The 19,142-nt window shown below is 34.4% G+C and carries 19 protein-coding genes; 8 read left to right on the top strand and 11 right to left on the bottom strand.

What is annotated here, in order from left to right; genetic code table 11:
- Positions 1–2 precede the first annotated feature (2 nt).
- From recR to ACSSV5_RS02120, 10 genes are all read right to left on the bottom strand, one after another.
- Complete coding sequence (gene recR, locus ACSSV5_RS02165; protein ID WP_454244585.1) at positions 3–620, bottom strand: recombination mediator RecR; 618 nt, start codon at positions 618–620, stop codon at positions 3–5.
- A 15-nt stretch (positions 621–635) separates the two neighbouring features.
- Positions 636–2,153, bottom strand: a complete 1,518-nt coding sequence (locus tag ACSSV5_RS02160) for a S10 family peptidase (RefSeq protein WP_454244572.1) — start codon at positions 2,151–2,153, stop codon at positions 636–638.
- Positions 2,154–2,221: 68 nt separating this feature from the next.
- Positions 2,222–3,226 (bottom strand): FAD:protein FMN transferase, encoded by a 1,005-nt coding sequence (locus ACSSV5_RS02155; RefSeq protein WP_454244571.1) that lies wholly within the window; start codon positions 3,224–3,226, stop codon positions 2,222–2,224.
- Positions 3,227–3,229: 3 nt separating this feature from the next.
- Entirely contained in the window at positions 3,230–3,589 is a 360-nt protein-coding gene (locus ACSSV5_RS02150) for a Na(+)-translocating NADH-quinone reductase subunit F (protein WP_211065586.1), read from the bottom strand.
- A 54-nt stretch (positions 3,590–3,643) separates the two neighbouring features.
- Positions 3,644–4,936, bottom strand: coding sequence for an NADH:ubiquinone reductase (Na(+)-transporting) subunit F (nqrF, locus tag ACSSV5_RS02145; RefSeq protein ID WP_211065585.1), 1,293 nt, complete (start codon positions 4,934–4,936; stop codon positions 3,644–3,646).
- A gap of 12 nt (positions 4,937–4,948) precedes the next feature.
- Positions 4,949–5,674 carry an NADH:ubiquinone reductase (Na(+)-transporting) subunit E gene (gene nqrE / locus ACSSV5_RS02140; protein ID WP_454244570.1) on the bottom strand — a complete coding sequence of 242 codons (726 nt, stop codon included), beginning with the start codon at positions 5,672–5,674 and terminating at the stop codon, positions 4,949–4,951.
- A 24-nt stretch (positions 5,675–5,698) separates the two neighbouring features.
- On the bottom strand, positions 5,699–6,445 hold the full coding sequence (locus ACSSV5_RS02135; RefSeq protein ID WP_454244569.1) for an NADH:ubiquinone reductase (Na(+)-transporting) subunit D: 747 nt from the start codon (positions 6,443–6,445) through the stop codon (positions 5,699–5,701).
- A gap of 3 nt (positions 6,446–6,448) precedes the next feature.
- The gene (gene nqrC, locus ACSSV5_RS02130; protein ID WP_454244568.1) at positions 6,449–7,201 is read right to left on the bottom strand and encodes an NADH:ubiquinone reductase (Na(+)-transporting) subunit C; all 753 of its coding nucleotides are present in this window, start codon (positions 7,199–7,201) and stop codon (positions 6,449–6,451) included.
- A 1-nt stretch (position 7,202) separates the two neighbouring features.
- On the bottom strand, positions 7,203–8,375 hold the full coding sequence (locus ACSSV5_RS02125) for an NADH:ubiquinone reductase (Na(+)-transporting) subunit B (protein WP_454244567.1): 1,173 nt from the start codon (positions 8,373–8,375) through the stop codon (positions 7,203–7,205).
- Between the two features lie 14 nt (positions 8,376–8,389).
- Positions 8,390–9,739, bottom strand: a complete 1,350-nt coding sequence (locus tag ACSSV5_RS02120) for a Na(+)-translocating NADH-quinone reductase subunit A (RefSeq protein ID WP_454244566.1) — start codon at positions 9,737–9,739, stop codon at positions 8,390–8,392.
- Positions 9,740–9,893: 154 nt separating this feature from the next.
- On the opposite strand from ACSSV5_RS02120, the gene ACSSV5_RS02115 reads away from it, so the two are divergent.
- The 8 genes from ACSSV5_RS02115 (at position 9,894) to ACSSV5_RS02080 (ending at position 17,393) form a co-directional block, all read left to right on the top strand.
- Entirely contained in the window at positions 9,894–11,138 is a 1,245-nt protein-coding gene (locus ACSSV5_RS02115) for a type IX secretion system plug protein (protein ID WP_454244565.1), read from the top strand.
- Positions 11,139–11,208: 70 nt separating this feature from the next.
- Complete coding sequence (locus ACSSV5_RS02110) at positions 11,209–12,078, top strand: YicC/YloC family endoribonuclease (RefSeq protein ID WP_247653539.1); 870 nt, start codon at positions 11,209–11,211, stop codon at positions 12,076–12,078.
- On the top strand, positions 12,078–12,665 hold the full coding sequence (gene gmk, locus ACSSV5_RS02105) for a guanylate kinase (RefSeq protein ID WP_211065578.1): 588 nt from the start codon (positions 12,078–12,080) through the stop codon (positions 12,663–12,665). Before ACSSV5_RS02110 ends, gmk begins: the two co-directional genes overlap by 1 nt.
- Complete coding sequence (gene nadD, locus ACSSV5_RS02100; RefSeq protein ID WP_211065577.1) at positions 12,652–13,242, top strand: nicotinate (nicotinamide) nucleotide adenylyltransferase; 591 nt, start codon at positions 12,652–12,654, stop codon at positions 13,240–13,242. Before gmk ends, nadD begins: the two co-directional genes overlap by 14 nt.
- Positions 13,243–13,544: 302 nt before the next feature.
- The gene (locus tag ACSSV5_RS02095; RefSeq protein WP_454244564.1) at positions 13,545–13,817 is read left to right on the top strand and encodes a PIN domain-containing protein; all 273 of its coding nucleotides are present in this window, start codon (positions 13,545–13,547) and stop codon (positions 13,815–13,817) included.
- Between the two features lie 176 nt (positions 13,818–13,993).
- On the top strand, positions 13,994–14,998 hold the full coding sequence (locus tag ACSSV5_RS02090) for an NAD(P)H-dependent glycerol-3-phosphate dehydrogenase (protein WP_454244563.1): 1,005 nt from the start codon (positions 13,994–13,996) through the stop codon (positions 14,996–14,998).
- Between the two features lie 96 nt (positions 14,999–15,094).
- Positions 15,095–16,192, top strand: a complete 1,098-nt coding sequence (locus tag ACSSV5_RS02085) for a fatty acid desaturase family protein (protein WP_454244562.1) — start codon at positions 15,095–15,097, stop codon at positions 16,190–16,192.
- A 13-nt stretch (positions 16,193–16,205) separates the two neighbouring features.
- Positions 16,206–17,393: a pyridoxal phosphate-dependent aminotransferase gene (locus tag ACSSV5_RS02080; protein ID WP_454244561.1), complete on the top strand. Its 1,188-nt coding sequence runs from the start codon at positions 16,206–16,208 to the stop codon at positions 17,391–17,393.
- A 217-nt stretch (positions 17,394–17,610) separates the two neighbouring features.
- On the opposite strand, the gene metK is transcribed toward ACSSV5_RS02080, so the two are convergent.
- Complete coding sequence (metK, locus tag ACSSV5_RS02075) at positions 17,611–18,861, bottom strand: methionine adenosyltransferase (protein WP_454244560.1); 1,251 nt, start codon at positions 18,859–18,861, stop codon at positions 17,611–17,613.
- Between the last annotated feature and the right edge of the window lie 281 nt (positions 18,862–19,142).

Genomic DNA, 19,142 nt, shown 5'->3' with positions numbered 1-19,142 from the left:
TTTTAAGGTTTTAAAGTAGTTTCAAAAGGCTGCCTGTTGATGATACTTCTTCCAAGAGTGATTTCATCAGCAAATTCTAATTCGTCTCCTACTGATATACCACGAGCTATACTTGATGTTTTAACATTGTAATTTTGAATTTGTTTATAGATATAGAAGTTTGTGGTATCGCCTTCCATTGTTGAGCTTAGTGCAAAGATAATTTCGTCAATTTTACCGTCTTTTACTTTTTGGACTAAGCTGTCAATATTCAGGTTTTGAGGACCAATTCCATCCATCGGGCTGATTTTTCCGCCTAACACGTGATATAAGCCTTTGTATTGTTGTGTGTTTTCAATGGCCATCACATCTCTAATATCTTCTACAACGCAGACTATCTCATTTTGACGCTTTGAACTTTGACAGATTTCGCAAAGCTCAGAATCACTGATATTATGGCAATTTTTACAAAATTTAATTTCTGTTCTCAGTTTCACTAAAGCCTGAGCTAAGTCAACCGTTTGTTCTTCAGGTTGATTGAGCAAATGCAAAATTAAACGCAATGCCGAACGTTTTCCTATGCCAGGAAATCTCGACATCTCTTCGACGGCATTTTCTAAAAGTTTAGATGAATAGTCTATCATGAATTTTGTAAGCTATTTTCTGTTGTATTTAATGGGTTTGCCTTTTTCAGGTAAACTTTGCAATATAAATTCTCTTAAATCGTCATTGGCTTGTTTCAAATCTTCATTTCGCAAATACATCATATGACCGCTTTTGTAGGCTTTAAAATGAAATCGGTCTTGCATTCTTCCACTCGGATCAATATGCCACATCGTATATTTGGCATTGAAATAGGTTGTTGCTCCATCAAAATATCCAGATTGAATAAAGACTTGCAAACTTGGATTTTGAGCCATCGCCTGACGCAATCTTTCACCAGTATTGTTTTGGCTATTTTTTCTATCCCAAGGTCTTACTGGACCAAACATATAGTATTTTAAAGGCACATCAAATTTGAGTTCATTTTTGATGTAGTGATTGATGGCTGGCGTAAAAGCTTGTAACCAAGCGGTGAGTTCTGCATTGTAATCTGGTCTCGTTCCTGCAACTTGACGATCTATGCCAAGATAACGAGAATCTAAACGACCTAAGGTAAAGCCTTCATCTTTGAGTAACATTTTCCAAAAATTGCTATAACTAAAATCCAAATTATGTTCTATAAAAATATCTTTATCTATCCCAGAAAAATAGGCCATTTTTTCAGCCGCTTGATATAGGTCTTGTTGACTTTTAAAACCACCCTTATATAAAAGCGGAATAAGTTCATTCATTGTAAATTGTTCCGACAATTTTAAGGCTTCTTCAAGAGATTTTTGTTGAAGTTCAGCAGGCAATTGTTTATGATACCAAGCTACAGCAGTAAAATAAGGTAAGCGATTTGCAATTTCAAGTATGCCATTTCTGAAGTTACCCAATTCCGTAGGCGAAACTAAAATCACACCGTTGATATACATCCATTGTCTGTCTTGGAGCTCATCAGCAAGTCCCGAAACCCGAACTGTGCCATAACTTTCACCAATTAAATATTTTGGAGACAGCCATCTGTTGTGTTTTTGGACAAATGCATTCATCCACTCTGATAGATATTTGATATCGGCTTGAACTCCAAAAAATTCATCTCTATTAAATTTTCCATTTTCATCTTTGATAGGTCGTGAATAGCCTGTATTGACTGGGTTGATATACACAATATCAGCAATATCTAAAATGCTATTTGGATTGGTTTTAACCCCGTAAGGTTGAACAGGAAAACCTTCATCGCTTATTTTTAAAACTCTCGGTCCTGTATAAGCCAAATGCATCCATACTGAAGCTGAGCCTGGACCACCGTTAAAAGAAAACAACAAAGGTCTATTTTCGATATTGTTTACATCAGAACGTTTGTAGTAGGCATAAAACAAATCAGCCTTGGCTTTGCCATCACTGTTGTGGTAAACTTGCATTCCCGTTTCTGTGGTATAATTGATACTTTGACCTTTAATATTGACTTTGTGTGAAGTAACAACTGGCTCAGTTTTTGGAATTTGAAGATCTTGTGCATTAAGGTTAAATGCAAATATTGATATCATTAAAAGCGAAAGAAAAGAATAGATAAAATATTTAGACTTCATAAATTCAAATTAAAATTGGTCTAAAATACTATTTTTATAAGAGATTTTGACTAAAATAAAATTAAAAGTTAAAGTGCAGAAACTATTGGCTTTAAACCGTTAGAGATATAGGTTTGCGTTGTATTGGCTTCATCGACGTAAATCAAAAGAGCATTAATCTGTTGTTTTTCAATGATTTGTTTTGCTTTATCAAAACCCATAGCCATAAAAGCAGTAGCATAAGCATCGGCAGTCATGCAATTACTGGCTACGACAGAAGCACTTAAAACATTAGATTTTTTGGCTAATCCTGTTTTAGGGTTTATAGTGTGAACAAACTTTTGCCCTGTAAGAGAATCCGTTTTGAATTTTCTATAATTACCAGATGTGGCTAAAGCTCTATTTTCTATTATAACGGCGTAAGACAACTCTCTATTTGTATTGTTTTCTATTGGTGTTTCAATTCCAAAATTCCATATTTTATCATGGTCGTGATCTTGACCATAAGCAACAATTTCTCCACCTATTTCCACAAAAAAATCATCGATGTTTTTACTTTTTAAAAAATCAGCTAAAACATCAACAGTATAACCCTTGGCTATGGCATTAAAATCCAAATAAAAAGAAGGTAAATGAGTTTGTAATGTGTTATTCTTTAATAAAAACTTATCAAATCCTACAAAATTCATTAAGGAATCAATAGTTTTTTCAGTCAATTGTATATCGTAAGTTTCTGGACCAAACCCGTATGCATTAACCATCAAACCAATACTAGGGTCAAAATAGCCTTCGGTTTTTTTATAAATAAGTTTAGATGCTTTGAAAACATTTTTAAAATGATTATCGACCTTAATATTTTTACCGTGATTGAGCTTTGAAATATCTGAATCAGGTATATAAGTGCTTAAAGAATGATTAATAACATTGAAAATAGAATCAAATTGCGGTTTAAAATTTTGCTTGGTTTCAGAAAAATAATTAACAGAATAAGTTGTTCCCAAGGCATTACCTTTCAGTTCATATTTTTTTGGGCTACAAGAAAAAATCAGTAAAACTGTGATGAAACAAATAATATAAAACGCAAAATTTTTCATCAGTTACTCAATTTTAATCATACCATTGTAATTAACCACATAATCGTCTGTTTTAGTCAATGGACGTTCATAGTCTGAACGATTGGCAAGACCGACGCCAGCAAAAAAAGTCAGTGCATTAAATTTATCGGCGTGGTTTTTCATTTTGGTCATCAACTTATCGTCATAAACCCTTGGGTTGTCTGGGTAGCTAATTGCTCGAACAACAACAAAATGCAGTTTTTTGTTTTTAAGAGCCACAAATTGTGGATTTTTTTTAAGCTTACTGTTTACGGCTAAAAACTCATAGCCCTGATCTTCGAGATCTTTGCCAACAATATTCATGGCTAAATTGTGAAGTTCTTGTTTGCTAAGCTCTGCCATACCGATAAAAAAACCCGAGTTATTGACTCGGGTTGTATTAATTATAAATAGATTTTATCCACCGAAGTCATCAAATCTGATGTTTTCATCTGGGATACCAAAATCTTCACCCATTTTTTGAACCGCTTGGTTCATCAATGGTGGACCACAAAAATATAATTCAATCTCTTCTGGTTCGTCGTGTTTGCTTAAATAATTATCGATTACACATTGGTGGATAAACCCGACAAAACCATCACCTTCTTCATCGTCAATATCTTTTTTTACTTTCCAGTTATCTTCTTCTAAGGGCTCAGAAAGTGCCATATAAAATTTGAAATTAGGAAAATCTTTTTCTAAAGCTTTAAAGTGTTCCACATAAAATAATTCACGTTTAGAACGACCGCCATACCAATAGGTAACTTTACGATTAGTTTTTAAAGTTCTGAACAGGTGATACAAGTGCGAACGCATTGGTGCCATTCCAGCACCACCGCCAACGTAAAGCATTTCTGCTTCACTTTCATTGATAAAAAATTCGCCGTAAGGTCCAGAAATCACACATTTATCGCCTTTTTTTAGACTGAAGATATAAGAAGATGCTATACCTGGATTCACATTCATCCAATCGCCTTTATCTCTATCAAATGGTGGCGTAGCGATACGCACATTCAACATAATTCTTCGTCCTTCAGCTGGATATGAAGCCATAGAATAAGCACGTTCTACAGTTTCATTGTTTTTCATCACTAAAGGCCAAAGTTTAAAGTTATCCCATTCCTTTTGGAATTTGTCAGGCTGACCTGGATGCTCTTCTGGATGGGCTTCAATGTCGATATTTTCAAACTTCACTTCGCAAGGTGGTACTTCAATTTGAATATATCCACCAGCTTTATAATCCATATCTTCAGGAATTTCTACTACAAATTCTTTAATAAATGAAGCGACATTGTAATTAGAAACCACAGTTGCTTCCCATTTTTTAATTCCAAAAACTTCTTCTGGAACTTCAATTTTCATATCCTGTTTCACCTTGACTTGGCATGCTAAACGCCAACCTTCTGCTATTTCTCTTTTGGTAAAATTAGGTTCTTCTGTAGGCAATATTGCACCGCCACCTTCTTTAACAATACATTTACACTGAATACAAGTTCCGCCACCACCACAAGCAGATGGTAAAAACAATTTGTTTTCGCCAAGTGTGGACAACAGCGTTGAACCTGAACTGACTTCCATATCTTTTTCGTCATTAACATTAATTGTTACGGGTCCTGAAGGTGATAATTTGGCTTTGGCGGTTAATAGCACCATAACCAAAAGTATTATCAAGACTAAAAAAACAATTACACTCGCTAAAATAACATCCATAATACCTTTTGTTTATTCGTTTTTAGTTTTATTTAAAGTAACTTCGACAGTCTTGCTATCAGGTTTATTTTTTTCTATTTGTATAGTAGATGCTGTGGTTTTTTCTTTTGTATCTTCATTTCCTTCTAATTTTATACCCATAAAACTCATAAAACCGATAGCCATTAAGCCAGTAATAATAAAAGTAATTCCTAAGCCTTTAAGCGGAGCAGGCACATTGGAATAAGCAATTTTTTCTCTTATTGCCGCAATAGCTAAAATAGCGAGAAACCAACCTATTCCACTTCCACCACCATAAACGATTGCTTCTGTTATGCCAGTAAAATCTTTTTGTTGCATAAATAATGAGCCACCAAGAATAGAGCAGTTTACGGCAATCAATGGTAAAAATATACCAAGCGAACCATATAATGCGGGTGAAAACTTTTCTACAACCATCTCAACCAATTGAACCATAGAAGCGATTACAGCGATAAACATAATATAGCTTAAGAAGCTTAAATCGATATTAGCGTAATCTTCACTGAGCCATCTTAAAGCTCCTGGTTGTAATAAATAAGTGTCTATCAAATAGTTGAGTGGCACTGTGATAAGCAATACAAATATGACAGCTGCACCAAGACCAACAGCGGTTTTTACGGTTTTAGAAACGGCTAAATAAGAGCACATTCCTAAAAAATAAGCAAATATCATATTTTCTATAAAAATGCTTTTTACGAATAAATTCAATAAATCCATATGATTTAAATTATAAAATTTTTATTAACTTTCTTCAATAAGTTTGCGGTTGCGAGAGCGTTGATACCAAATCACAAGACCGACTATAATAAGTGCCATTGGCGATAATAGAAAAAATCCATTATTTTCATAACCTAAGGCATAAAGTCCAGTTGAATCGGCTAAAGTCAAACCTTTATGACCTAATATTTCGTAGCCTAATAGTTTGCCTGAGCCTAATAATTCTCTAAAAAAGGCAACTATAATTAAAATTATACCGTAGCCAGCTCCATTTCCAATTCCATCTAAAAATGATTTCCACGGCTTATTACCTAAGGCAAAGGCTTCTAAGCGACCCATAATGATACAGTTGGTTATAATTAATCCAATAAAAATGGAAAGCTGTTTGCTGACATCGTATAAAAAAGCTTTTAATACTTGGTCAACCACTATAACCAACGAAGCAACCACGACTAATTGTACGATAATACGGATACGATTAGGAATTAAATTTCGCAATAATGAAATCACAACATTCCCCATAGCCGTTACAAAAATAACTGCCAAAGACATCACTATTGCTGGTCTGAGTTGGACTGTAATTGCCAAAGCAGAGCAAATTCCAAGTACTTGGACGGTTATAGGATTATCATCGTTTAATGGATCTGTGAGTAATTTTCTATTAGCTCTTGATAAAAAAGCTTCTTTTTCTTCAGACTTCGATAAAAAGAGAATCATTTCCTCTTTTTTCTTTTCTTCTTTCGTTTTTATTTCTTTTTTCTGTTCACTCATAATTTATTGTATTGCGAGTTTAGAATTTTTTAATTTTTCAAAGAAAGGTTTGTATTTAGCCAATCTTTCTTTCATCATATTTGTCACACCATTGCCTGTCATTGTAGCACCTGATATGGCATTCACTTGATGGTCTGTTTTGTCGTTTCCTCCACTGTAACCTTTTGTAACTTCAACGCCAACAATGTTATTGCCATCATAGATCTTTTCATCTTTAAATCTTTCTTGAAACCAATCTGTGGTGATTTCTGCACCAAGACCAGCGGTTTCTCCTTTGTGGTCAAAAATAATTCCCTCAATAGTATTCAAGTCATCCTTTAAAGCAACATAGCCCCAAATAGCATCCCAAAGACCCGAGCCTCGTAGTGGAATAACAAAAAAAGTTTGACCATTAAATTCTGCTTCATATAAAGGAAAAATTTGTTCTTCAACAGGTTTTTTAATTTCTGTTGCCAAATTGATATTAAAAGCGTTTACACTTTCAACGGTTTCACCTTTGTAGTTTAGGGCATATTGATTTTTAATAAATTCATCAAATTTTTCTGAAGCCAACTCTCTTGTTAGTTCTACTTTTTTTCCATCGACTTCTATACTATCACCAACAAAGGTATTTAAAATGTTTTGCATTTTTTCTTGTCTTACATTTTTGCTTTGCTGAGGTTTTAAACTTGTCGCCAAAAAGGATAAAACAACAGCTACTACGATAACCATCGAAATAGAAAAAATGAAAGTATAAGTATTACTATTTCTATCCATTTTATGAGGTTTTTGCGGTTTGTAATTTTAAGCGTTTTTGTCTTCGCTTGATATTGCCTTGAATAACGTAATGATCTATTGTTGGAGCAAATACGTTCATTAATAATATAGCCAACATAACGCCTTCTGGATATGCGGGATTAAATATTCTGATCATAACGCCTAAGAATCCAATTAAAAATCCATATATCCATTTCCCTTTTAAGGTCTGTGCTGCACTTACAGGATCTGTTGCCATAAACACCACACCAAAAGCTAATCCACCAACAATAAGGTGATTATACCAAGGGAAATTCATCAAATCATTATTTGTAAAAACCGAGCTTCCAAGGGCATTAAAGATAAGTGCCATAACTGCTGCACCAATAAATCCACTTAAGATAATACGCCAACTGCCTATTTTGGTTAAGATCAAAATCAAAGCTCCAACTAAAATAAATAAGGTTGAAGTTTCAGAAATAGAGCCTGGTATAAATCCTGAAAACATATCTGCACTATTGTAAGCTACTTCTTTGCCCGCGGCTAAAGTTCCTAAAATGGTTTCGCCTGAAATGCCACTGACTTCTGTAGCTCCACTTACCCAAACTTTGTCTCCTGACATATAGGTTGGATAGGCAAAAAAGGCGAAGGCTCTTGCTGTTAAAGCTGGATTAAGAATATTCATACCCGTTCCTCCAAAAGCTTCTTTACCGATTAATACTGCAAAGGCAACCGACAAAGCAACTATCCACAACGGGATATCTACAGGCATAATCATAGGAATTAAAAGTCCCGTAACCAAGTAGCCTTCATTTACTTCGTGTCCGCGTTTTACGGCAAAGCCAAACTCAATACCAAGTCCAACAACATAAGACACAATAATCATTGGCACAATTTTGATAGCACCGTGCAAGAAAGCATCCATAAATGTGTATTCAACATCTAATTGCTTGAAATGCTGATAACCTGTGTTCCATATTCCAAAAATCAAAGCTGGAATTAGAGCAATAACTACAGTTATCATTGTTCTTTTTAAATCAACAGCATCGCGTATGTGTGCACCTTTTTTTGTAGTATGATTAGGCACAAACAAAAAAGTATCAAGTGCGTTTACAGCTGGTGCAAATTTTTCATACTTTTCACCAGGCTGAAAAGGTTTTTTAATTTCGTCTATTTTTTTTCTAATCCAATTCATCGTAAATTTTATTTTTAGCCTACTTCTGTTAGCATTAAATCTAATCCTTGTCTGATGACTTCTTGAGCTTCTACTTTAGAAGTGTTCACATAATCGACCAAAGCAAAATCTTCAGGAACTACTTCATATATTCCGAGGTTTTCCATTTTATCTATATCACCCGTCATACACGCTTTTAATAATTGCATCGGCATAATATCCATCGGCATAACTTTTTCCATTTCACCTGTAACTACAAGTGCTCTTTCTTCGCCGTTTAGATTAGTATCAACCACATACTCTTTATGACCTGATAATCTTGAAAGCGAAGTATTAGACATTGAAGGAATATAATTGTCTTTAAAAGGTAACCACCCAAACATTCTGTAGTGATTTCCTTCAGGAATTAAAGTGATTTCATTAGCAAAAAAATTGATATGATCACCATTTTCAGCTTTATCTCCTGTAAATACATCTCCAGAAATAATTCTGGTTTTGTTGGTATCGACTTCTTCAATGATTGAATTGATTTCAGCACCGATAAGAGTTGTAAAATATTGTCTATCAACAGCATCACTACCACAAACCGCAATGGTTCGCTCGGCATTAAATTTACCTGTTGACAACAATTCGCCTATAATAGCGACATCTTCAGGTCTAATGGTCCAAACTTTTTCACCTTTGTTGATAGGATTTGTTTTTTGGATTTGAACCCCAACATTGCCTGCTGGATGCGGACCAGAAACTCTGATAAGCTCAACGTTTTCAGTATCGTGCAAAAAGCTTTTAGCATTTCTATCAACACCGAGATAAACTTTGCCATCTGTCAATTTTGTCAAGGCATTTATTCCGTTTTGAAAATGCTCTTTTTTGTCTTTCAGTATAAATTCAAAATCAGCACCAAGCGGTGTTGTGTTAAAGGCTGAAATATAAATAGCTTTGGGTGTATCATCAGCATTTGCTGGAATGTCGTATGGCCTTTGTTTGAAAAATGCACCACATCCTGCTTCAAAAATATGATTTTTCAATTTATCAGCATCAGTTTTTAAAGGGTCAAGTTTGTCGTGACTAACATATTCAAATTCGTCGTCAGCTTCAATAATCACTCTCAAAATACGACGTCTCGCACCACGTTCTATGGTCTTTAGTTTACCACTTACGGGTGAAACAACTTTTGTTTTTTCATTGTATTTAGAATAAAACAAAGCTTCGCCTGCCTTAATTGGCGTGCCTTCTTTTTTAATTAACATTTTTGGCACAAGACCGTGAAAATTGTCAGGAATTAAGGCGTAAGTTTTAGATTTGAGTGCAGGTGATTTTATCTTTTCAGCTTCACCTTTAAGTCGCAATTTTAAACCGCGTTTAACTTTAATATCAATAGCCATATTTAAAGCGTGTTTTTTCGGGATACAAACTTAATAATTAAAACTTCATTTAGGTCTTAAACAAATGTTGATATTAACTTATTTATAATTATTCTAAATAATATATGCTTTAAAAACTAATTATTATTATAAATTTGTGAATCAATCATTTAATATGAAAAGTATTTTCGTCTCATTTATTATTTTATTATCCAATTATTTTTATGCTCAAGAATATGAAGTTTTGCCACCAGAATATATTAAAACCATTCAATTTACTGGACAAGCTGATTTGACTGGCACACCTGTGATTTCACTTAACGATAATCTCAATTTAAGTTTTGACGATATCAGAGCTGACGTTGCAGATTTCTATTACAAAATTGAGCATTACAATTACAACTGGACGCCCTCAAAGTTGGCTAAAAACGAATATATTGAAGGCTTTGACAACATTAGAATTTTTGATTTTAAAAACTCATTAACAACACTTCAACCTTACACGCACTACGAATTGCAGATCCCAAACAAAAACACCAGACGATTGAAAGTTTCTGGAAATTATATGTTGAAGATTTTTAACAGCAACAGGCAGTTGGTGTTTTCAAGAAAATTTATGGTCTATAATCGCCAAGTTGACGTGCAAGCTCAAGTAAGACGTTCGCGGGACTTAAAAGAAATTGGCAAAAAACAATTGTTGCAATACAGCGTAGGTCGTGATGGTTTTATTTTTAAAAATCCTGAACAAACTGTCAATACGGTACTGGTTCAAAACAATGATTTCAAATCTGCAATTTACGACATCAAACCACAATTTACTTCTGGCAATACTTTGGTGTTTAATTATCCTAATAAGACTGCTTTTTGGGGTGGAAATGAATTTTTATATTTCGACAATCGCGACATCAGAGTTTCGACTATTAACATTCAGCGGGTTGAATTGTTTGATTTATATCATACCTATTTGGATACCGATAGAGTCAGACAAGGACGAGAATATGTTTACAACCCCGATATCAATGGCAGTTTTAAAATCAATACCGTTCAAGGTCAAGATGTCAATAGAGAGTCAGAATATGCCGTGGTGCATTTTAGTTTAGATTGCCCTAAAGATTTAAATGGTGGCGAATTGCATGTTTACGGTCGTTTTAACAACTATAGTTTAACAGACGAAACTCATCTGGATTATAACGAAAAAACAGGTCTATTTGAAACTCAAATCTTGCTCAAACAAGGTTTTTATAACTACAAATATGTTTATCTTTCTGCTGACGGCGAGTTTGATGACCATTTTGTCAGCGGAAGTTATGACATCACAGAAAACGACTACGTTATATTGGTTTATTACCGAGATGTTGGAGCTCGTTTTGATGCACTTATCGGCGTTGGTTCGGCAAATAGTCGAAATATCATCAATTAAATGTGAGACGCCTTTAATTGCCCATCCTTATACATTTCACTACTTTTGCTAAAATTTTTTTTAAACTGCTATGATACAATCTATGACAGGCTATGGAAAAGCCACTGCTGTTTTAAATAACAAACATATTGATATTGAAATCCGAACGCTTAACAGCAAAAACATAGATATCAATTTTAAAATCCCATCAGAATTTAGAAGTTTTGAATTAGAATGGCGTAAAACCGTTGCTCAAAATTTAAAACGCGGTAAAGTTGATATACAATTTAATATAGAAAATAGCGAGCAAAGTCAAAGTGTAAAATTTAACAAAACTCTTATCAAATCTTATATCAAAAATTTACAAGACGTCATTCCTATAAGAGATAGAACGGACAATGCTAAATTGCTTGAAATTGCAATGACTTTGCCCGAAGCTACACAATCTGAAGCTAATGAATTGACCGAAGATGATCAAGCCAAACTCGATTCAGCCTTAAATGAAGCCTTAAAACAAGTCGTGTCTTTCAGAAATCAAGAAGGCCAAAATTTACTCAAAGATTTCAAAGCTAACCTCAGTCAAATTGAGCAACATTTAAACCGCATCAGCGAGATAGATCAAAATCGAGTTGACAGAGTCAAAACAAAATTAAAATCAACTTTGGAAGAGCTCAGCGTTGACTATGACAAAAACCGATTTGAACAAGAATTGATATATTACATCGAAAAGTTTGATATTTCAGAAGAAAAAATCCGATTAAAAAGTCATATCGAATATTTTGAAGACACGCTAAATTTACCCGAATCTAATGGAAAAAAATTGAATTTCATCTCACAAGAAATGGGACGAGAAATCAATACCATTGGCAGCAAAGCCAACGATGCTGATATCCAAAATTTGGTAGTAGAAATGAAAGATCAGCTTGAAAAAATTAAAGAACAAATGCTTAATATTTTATAATGACGGCTTCAAAAACAGGAAAACTCATAGTCTTTTCGGCACCATCTGGCTCTGGCAAAACCACCATTGTCAAACATCTTTTATCAAAGGAAGATTTGAATCTTGAATTTTCAGTTTCAGCAACTTCAAGAGCACCTCGTGATTATGAAATTGATGGCAAAGACTATTATTTTATGTCTTTAAAAGAGTTTAAACAACACATCAAAAACGATGATTTTTTAGAATGGGAAGAAGTCTATCGCGACAATTTTTACGGCACTTTAAAAAGCGAAGTGCAACGCATTTGGAATAAAGGTAAACATGTTATTTTTGATATTGATGTGGTTGGCGGACTCGACATCAAAAACATTTATCCTGAACAAACATTGGCTGTTTTTGTCAAACCACCAAGTGTAGAAGAACTTAAAATTAGACTTAAAAAACGTCAAACCGAATCTGATGAGCGCATCAATATGCGGGTTGCCAAAGCTTCAATTGAAATGGCAACCGCTCCGCAGTTTGACAAAATCTTAATCAATAATGATTTAAACGCCGCTCTCGAAGACGCTTATCAACTGGTTAAAAACTTTATAGATGAAAAAAAGTAAGCACATCGGTTTATTTTTTGGTACTTTTAATCCGATCCATATTGGTCATCTAATTATGGCTAATCATATTGCAGAGTTTAGCTCAGTGGATGAAGTCTGGTTTGTAATCACACCACAAAGTCCTTTCAAACAAAAAGAATCTTTACTTGATAATCATCATCGCTACGAATTAGTCTATCGAGCCACCGAAGAATATCCAAAACTCAAAGCCAGCAAAATTGAGTTTGATATGCCACAACCCAATTACACCTCTAAAACCTTAGAAAGGTTATTGGAAAAATATCCCAATTATCAATTTCATCTTATAATGGGCGAAGACAATTTGGCAAGTTTTAAAAAGTGGAAAAATTACGATTATATTCTTGAGCATCATCATATCATTGTGTGTCCTCGAATTCATCATAAAAATGTACCTTCAGAACTTCAAAACCACGCTAAAGTCCAATTTGTTGACGTGCCTATTATAGAAATATCAGCCAGTTTTATCAGAAAAGCCATTTCAAAACAACAAAACATCAAACCCTTACTACCAGAAAAAGTTTGGGCTTATATCGATGAAATGAATTTTTATCGGTAGGCAACTATTCATCTTACTATAATTTTAAATTTGTAAATTGCGTTTTTAAAATATACAAAATGGGAAGTTTAGCTATTTCAAATAAAATTTTAGATAAATATTACGGTTATCTTAAAAACTTAGATGTGAATTCGAAAAAAAAAATTAATCAAAAAGTTAACAAACTCATTAGAAGTTAAATCCGAAAAAGAATTTGATGTAGAATCTCTTTACGGGGCTTGGGTTGATGATAAAAGTTCAGACGAAATAATAACTGAAATTAAAAACTCAAGGGTGGAAAAAACAATTATTTCAAATTTATAATGAAGTATTTAATCGATACTAATATTTGTATTCACTACTTCCGTGGTAAGTTCAATCTAAATGATAAATTCAAAAAAGTTACACTTGCCAATTGTGCAATTTCAGAAATCACACTTGCTGAATTGATTTTTGGTGCAGAAAATAGCCTTGATAAAAACAAAAATCACAAAATTATCGATAAGTTTTCAGAGCAAGTTAAAGTGCTTCCGATTTTTGACGCCTTAAAAATATATACAAAAGAGAAAGTAAGATTGAGAGAAAAGGATAAATGATTAGCGATTTTGATTTACTAATTGGTTCAACAGCAATTGCAAACGATTTGATAATGGTACCGAAAATTTAAAAGAATTTGAGAGAATAAAAGAGATAGAAATTGAGAATTGGGTAAAACGATAAGCTTTTTTTGTTTTGAAATTTTACAAAAAATTTTGAAAAATAATTTTATCAAATGACAAAAAACCTAAGCATCGGCATCATTGGTAGTGGCAGTTGGGCAACGGCTCTATCTAAAATGCTTTGTGAAAATGTGGACAGTATCAATTGGTATATCAGAAATGCTGATGCCATAGAATACATCACCAAAAATCACCACAACAAAGAATATTTGAGCTCTGTTACTTTTAACACTGACCAACTCAATATGAGCGACGATATCAACACTGTGGTAAGTCAATCTGATGTCTTAATCATCGCTATACCATCAGCATTTTTAAAATCAGCTTTAGACCAAATCACGGTTTCTCTTAAAGACAAAATCATTTTTAATGCCGTCAAAGGCATCATTCCTGAAAACCGAAAACTCGTCGGCGAGCATTTTCACGACAATATGGGCATAGATTTTAAACAAATCGGCGTCATCACAGGACCATGTCACGCAGAAGAAGTTGCTCTTGAACGCTTGTCTTATCTTACCATTGCTTGTGATGATTTAGAAAAAGCCAAAATGATGAGCAGTAAACTCAGTTGCGATTACATCAAATGCTCTATCAGCAAAGACATTATCGGCACTGAATATGCTGCCGTTTTAAAAAACATCTATGCCATTGCAGCAGGCATTGCCCACGGACTCGGTTATGGCGATAATTTTCAAAGCGTATTGATGAGCAATGCTATTCGCGAAATGAAACGCTTTATCAATAAACGTTACAAAATGAAACGCAACATCAACGACTCGGCTTATCTCGGAGATTTGTTGGTAACAGGCTATTCCAATTTTAGCAGAAACCGTTATTTTGGAAATATGATTGGAAAAGGCTACACCGTAAAATCAGCCATGATGGAAATGACTATGATTGCTGAAGGCTACTACGCCACTGAAAGTGCTTATCTATTGAGTAAACAAGACGGCAAAAAGAAAGCCAAAACGCCAATCATTAATGCCGTTTACAAAGTCATTTATAAACACAAAGATCCAAAATCAGTGTTTGAAAAGTTAACCTACAAACTCAATTAATTCGCGGTTTTTAAAAACCTAAACCAGCGTTAAATTCTACTAATTAAGCCGTGAAATAGATTTTAAATTCTATTTTCGCCGTCTCAATATTTTTATATGAAAAATACTCAAGTTCGCTTTAATACTAAAGATTCAAGAGATTTTATACGAACGCTCAACAAGCGGGTTAACCACTACTTTAAAGACAATGACATCAAAAAAACAGGCAATTGGAAATTGCATTTGAAAACTGCTGTTATGTTTTCATTATTGCTTGCTCCTTATTTTTTAATTTTAACTTTAGATATACATGATCTTTGGAAATTAGCCTTAACCATACTTATAGGCGTTGGAATGGCTGGTGTTGGTATGAATGTAATGCACGACGGAAATCACGGCACCTATTCTACAAAAACGTGGATCAACAAATTTATGGGCAGTAGCATTTATATTTTAGCAGGCAATGTTTATAATTGGCAAGTTCAACATAATGTTTTACACCATACTTATACCAATATTCAAGGTCACGACGAAGACTTAGATGCAGGTCGTATTTTGAGATTTTCAAAACATACCAAATGGCGAAAATTTCATAAATTTCAACATTACTATTCCATTTTCTTGTATGGGTTATTAACGTTTAATTGGGCTTTGACAACAGATTATATACAAACCAAACGCTATTTAAAACAAAAACTTTATTACGGCAAGCTACCAAAACCTTCAAAACAATGGATCATTTTAGCTGTCACAAAATTAATCTATTTTAGCATTTGGATTGTTTTACCGATTGCTCTTACCAGTTTAACTTGGTGGGAAGTTGCTATAGGCTTTTTTGTGATGCACTATACCGCGGGATTAATATTGAGCGTAGTTTTTCAGTTGGCTCACGTTGTAGGAGAAAATGAGATGCCATCACCTGATAAAGAAGGCAAAATGGAAAAATCTTGGATGGTTCATCAATTGTTTACTACAACCAATTTTTCTAACAATAATAGAATTGTTAATTGGTTCACAGGTGGATTAAATTTTCAAGTCGAACATCATATTTTTCCTAACATTAGTCATATTCATTACCCAAAAATTGCTAAAATTGTAAAACAAACTACAAAAGAGTTTAGTTTGCCTTACAATGAGTATAAAACCACAAGAAAAGCCGTTATTGCCCATTTTAAATATTTAAAATTCATGGGCAAAAACCCGCAAATGGCTTAAAATATTTTGAGTTATGAAAACTAACCTTTCACAAAAAATCAATAACTTACAAACCTCAGCCACTTTAGCTATGGCAGCAAAAGCCAGAGAACTCAAAGCTGAAGGTAAAGATGTTATCGGTTTAAGCCTTGGTGAACCTGATTTTAACACACCAGATTATATCAAAGATGCTGCGATTCAAGCTATAAACGATAACTACAATTCCTACACGCCTGTTGATGGTTATCCAGACTTAAAAAAAGCCATTCAACACAAGTTTAAACGTGACAATAATCTCAATTACGACTTAAGTCAAATCACTGTTTCTACAGGTGCTAAACAAGCCTTATACAACATCGCCTCTGCTCTACTCGACCCAAATGATGAAGTGATTTTGCCTTGTCCATATTGGGTCAGTTACCGAGATATTATCGGACTTTGTGAAGGCAAAGCGGTTGAAGTAAAAACCTCTATCGAGCAAGATTTTAAAATGACTCCAGAGCAACTCGAAACCGCCATAACCCCAAAAACCAAAATGCTTTGGTACAGTTCGCCTTGCAACCCGAGTGGTTCGGTTTATACAAAAGATGAACTTCGTGCTTTGGCAGATGTTTTACAGAAACACCCTCAAATAATAATTGTCAGTGATGAGATTTATGAACATATCAATTTTATCGGTGGACACGCTTCAATGGCACAATTTGACGATATGTATGACCGCACCGTAACGGTCAACGGCGTATCAAAAGCATTTGCTATGACAGGCTGGCGAATCGGTTACATCGGTGCTCCAGAATATATCGCAAAAGCTTGCACCAAACTCCAAGGTCAAGTGACCAGTGGAGCTAACTGTATTGCCCAACGTGCTGTGATTACGGCTTTGCAAGAACCCGTGAGCAAAATTCAATATATGGTGGATCAATTTGCCAATCGACGTGAAATTATTTTAGACCTTCTAAATGACCTAAAAGGATTTGAATGCAATCAACCTCAAGGTGCTTTTTACGTATTTCCTAATGTCAGTGCTTGGTTTGGAAAAACCATCAAAGGTCATCATATTAAAAATGCTACTGATTTTAGTATGTTGCTTTTAGAAGAAGCAAACGTCGCTACGGTTACGGGCGAAGCTTTTGGCAATCCAGATTGTATTCGGATTTCATACGCTGCTTCTGAAACACAAATTAGAGAAGCGATTAAACGTATTTCTGAAGTTTTACAATAGCCTAATAAGTATTTGGGGCTTTTAACGGGCTTTCCACTATATTTTTTTGGAATTTACCAAGCATCCGTAGCAATTTGCAAATTACCGTTTAAGACGGCACTTTGCAAATTGCACTACGCTAAGGTAAATTCCAAAAAAGATGCTGATTCAATCCCTAAGCCAAATGAGAACTCTTAAACTCACTCAAGTTGAGTAATTCAAAAGGAAGTTAAAATAACTATAAGCCAAATTCTGCTTTTAAAGTCTCTACATAATCCAATTTCTCCCAAGTAAACAATTCAACTTCTACAGATTTTTTGCCAGAATAAGTTGTATCAAAATGTTTGGTTACAGTTTGTGGTGTTCTTCCCATATGTCCGTAACTCGCGGTTTCTAAATAAATCGGATTCCTTAGTTTTAGGCGTTTTTCAATAGCTGCTGGTCGCATATCAAAAATGGCTTTGATAACTTTTGCGATTTCACTATCAGAAACATCAATATGTTTGTGCTGAGTATTCACCGAAATTGATGTCGGTTGGTCAATGCCGATAGCGTAAGACACTTGCACCAGGACTTCATCAGCTATGCCTGCTGCAACCATGTTTTTAGCAATATGTCGAGCCGCATAAGCTGCCGAGCGGTCAACTTTACTTGGATCTTTTCCTGAAAAAGCACCACCGCCGTGAGCACCTTTGCCTCCATAAGTATCAACAATGATTTTCCGACCTGTCAAACCTGCATCACCATGCGGACCACCAATCACAAATTTTCCTGTGGGGTTGATATGATAGGTAATATTATCATCAAATAAAGCTTGAATATCTTCAGAAAACAAAGCTTTCACACGTGGTATAAGTATGGTTTTGATATCCTGCTTTATTTTTTCAAGCATATTGTCATCAGTATCAAATTCGTCGTGTTGAGTAGAAATCACTATGGTATCAATACGCTGTGGCACATTATCATCTGAATATTCAATGGTGATTTGAGCTTTAGCATCGGGTCTGAGATAAGTGATGTCTTTATGTTCACGCCGTAAAGTGGCTAATTCCTTCAAGATTTTATGTGAAATATCCAGTGCTAAAGGCATGTTGTTTTCAGTTTCATTTGTTGCATAGCCAAACATCATTCCTTGGTCACCAGCACCTTGTTTTTCTTTGTCAGATTTATCAACGCCTTGATTGATATCTTGAGACTGCTCATGTATTGCAGAAATGACGCCACAGGAATCGCCACTAAATCGGTATTCACTTTTGGTATAACCTATGTTGTTGATAACATCTCTAGCGACTTGTTGCACATCAAGATAGGTATTGCTTTTAACTTCACCAGCCAAAACCACTTGACCTGTAGTAACTAAAGTTTCACATGCCACTTTAGCATCTTTATCATAAGCTAAAAAGTAATCGAGTAAAGCATCGCTGATTTGATCTGCAATTTTATCGGGATGACCTTCAGAGACACTTTCTGAAGTAAATAAATAGGACATAAGTATTTTTTTTCAATATTAATTTAAAAACTTTGACGATAAAAGACTACGCAAATTACAAGATAAAAAAGTTGTGAAGAACTGTTTTAGCATTTGTAAAAGGTTGCAATCAGTCAAATTTTTCCTCGATGCAAAGATATTAAAAAGCCAAAACTAAAATGACTCGACTTAACGTTAATTTAATAAGGCGTTATTAAGTTTTTTTGCCAGACCATCAGGCAACAGATACAAAAAAAAAAAAATTGTTCTTACTTCAAGACCTTTGGGGTCTATTCAGAATA

It is taken from the genome of Psychroflexus sp. MBR-150 (genome assembly GCF_053628795.1).
Note: the sequence above shows the minus strand (reverse complement) of the source record. Positions and strands in the feature narration are given on the sequence as shown.

What these genes read in the sequence shown, in the direction of transcription:
- nqrF (WP_211065585.1), bottom strand. Translation starts at nt 4,936, where the DNA reads ATGGATGTTATTTTAGCGAGTGTAATTGTTTTTTTAGTCTTGATAATA.
- nqrC (WP_454244568.1), bottom strand. Translation starts at nt 7,201, where the DNA reads ATGGATAGAAATAGTAATACTTATACTTTCATTTTTTCTATTTCGATG.
- ACSSV5_RS02085 (WP_454244562.1), top strand. Translation starts at nt 15,095, where the DNA reads ATGAAAAATACTCAAGTTCGCTTTAATACTAAAGATTCAAGAGATTTT.
- nadD (WP_211065577.1), top strand. Translation starts at nt 12,652, where the DNA reads ATGAAAAAAAGTAAGCACATCGGTTTATTTTTTGGTACTTTTAATCCG.
- ACSSV5_RS02135 (WP_454244569.1), bottom strand. Translation starts at nt 6,445, where the DNA reads ATGAGTGAACAGAAAAAAGAAATAAAAACGAAAGAAGAAAAGAAAAAA.
- metK (WP_454244560.1), bottom strand. Translation starts at nt 18,861, where the DNA reads ATGTCCTATTTATTTACTTCAGAAAGTGTCTCTGAAGGTCATCCCGAT.
- ACSSV5_RS02120 (WP_454244566.1), bottom strand. Translation starts at nt 9,739, where the DNA reads ATGGCTATTGATATTAAAGTTAAACGCGGTTTAAAATTGCGACTTAAA.
- ACSSV5_RS02080 (WP_454244561.1), top strand. Translation starts at nt 16,206, where the DNA reads ATGAAAACTAACCTTTCACAAAAAATCAATAACTTACAAACCTCAGCC.
- ACSSV5_RS02115 (WP_454244565.1), top strand. Translation starts at nt 9,894, where the DNA reads ATGAAAAGTATTTTCGTCTCATTTATTATTTTATTATCCAATTATTTT.
- gmk (WP_211065578.1), top strand. Translation starts at nt 12,078, where the DNA reads ATGACGGCTTCAAAAACAGGAAAACTCATAGTCTTTTCGGCACCATCT.
- nqrE (WP_454244570.1), bottom strand. Translation starts at nt 5,674, where the DNA reads ATGGATTTATTGAATTTATTCGTAAAAAGCATTTTTATAGAAAATATG.
- ACSSV5_RS02110 (WP_247653539.1), top strand. Translation starts at nt 11,209, where the DNA reads ATGATACAATCTATGACAGGCTATGGAAAAGCCACTGCTGTTTTAAAT.
- ACSSV5_RS02160 (WP_454244572.1), bottom strand. Translation starts at nt 2,153, where the DNA reads ATGAAGTCTAAATATTTTATCTATTCTTTTCTTTCGCTTTTAATGATA.
- ACSSV5_RS02090 (WP_454244563.1), top strand. Translation starts at nt 13,994, where the DNA reads ATGACAAAAAACCTAAGCATCGGCATCATTGGTAGTGGCAGTTGGGCA.
- ACSSV5_RS02125 (WP_454244567.1), bottom strand. Translation starts at nt 8,375, where the DNA reads ATGAATTGGATTAGAAAAAAAATAGACGAAATTAAAAAACCTTTTCAG.
- ACSSV5_RS02095 (WP_454244564.1), top strand. Translation starts at nt 13,545, where the DNA reads ATGAAGTATTTAATCGATACTAATATTTGTATTCACTACTTCCGTGGT.
- ACSSV5_RS02155 (WP_454244571.1), bottom strand. Translation starts at nt 3,226, where the DNA reads ATGAAAAATTTTGCGTTTTATATTATTTGTTTCATCACAGTTTTACTG.
- ACSSV5_RS02150 (WP_211065586.1), bottom strand. Translation starts at nt 3,589, where the DNA reads ATGGCAGAGCTTAGCAAACAAGAACTTCACAATTTAGCCATGAATATT.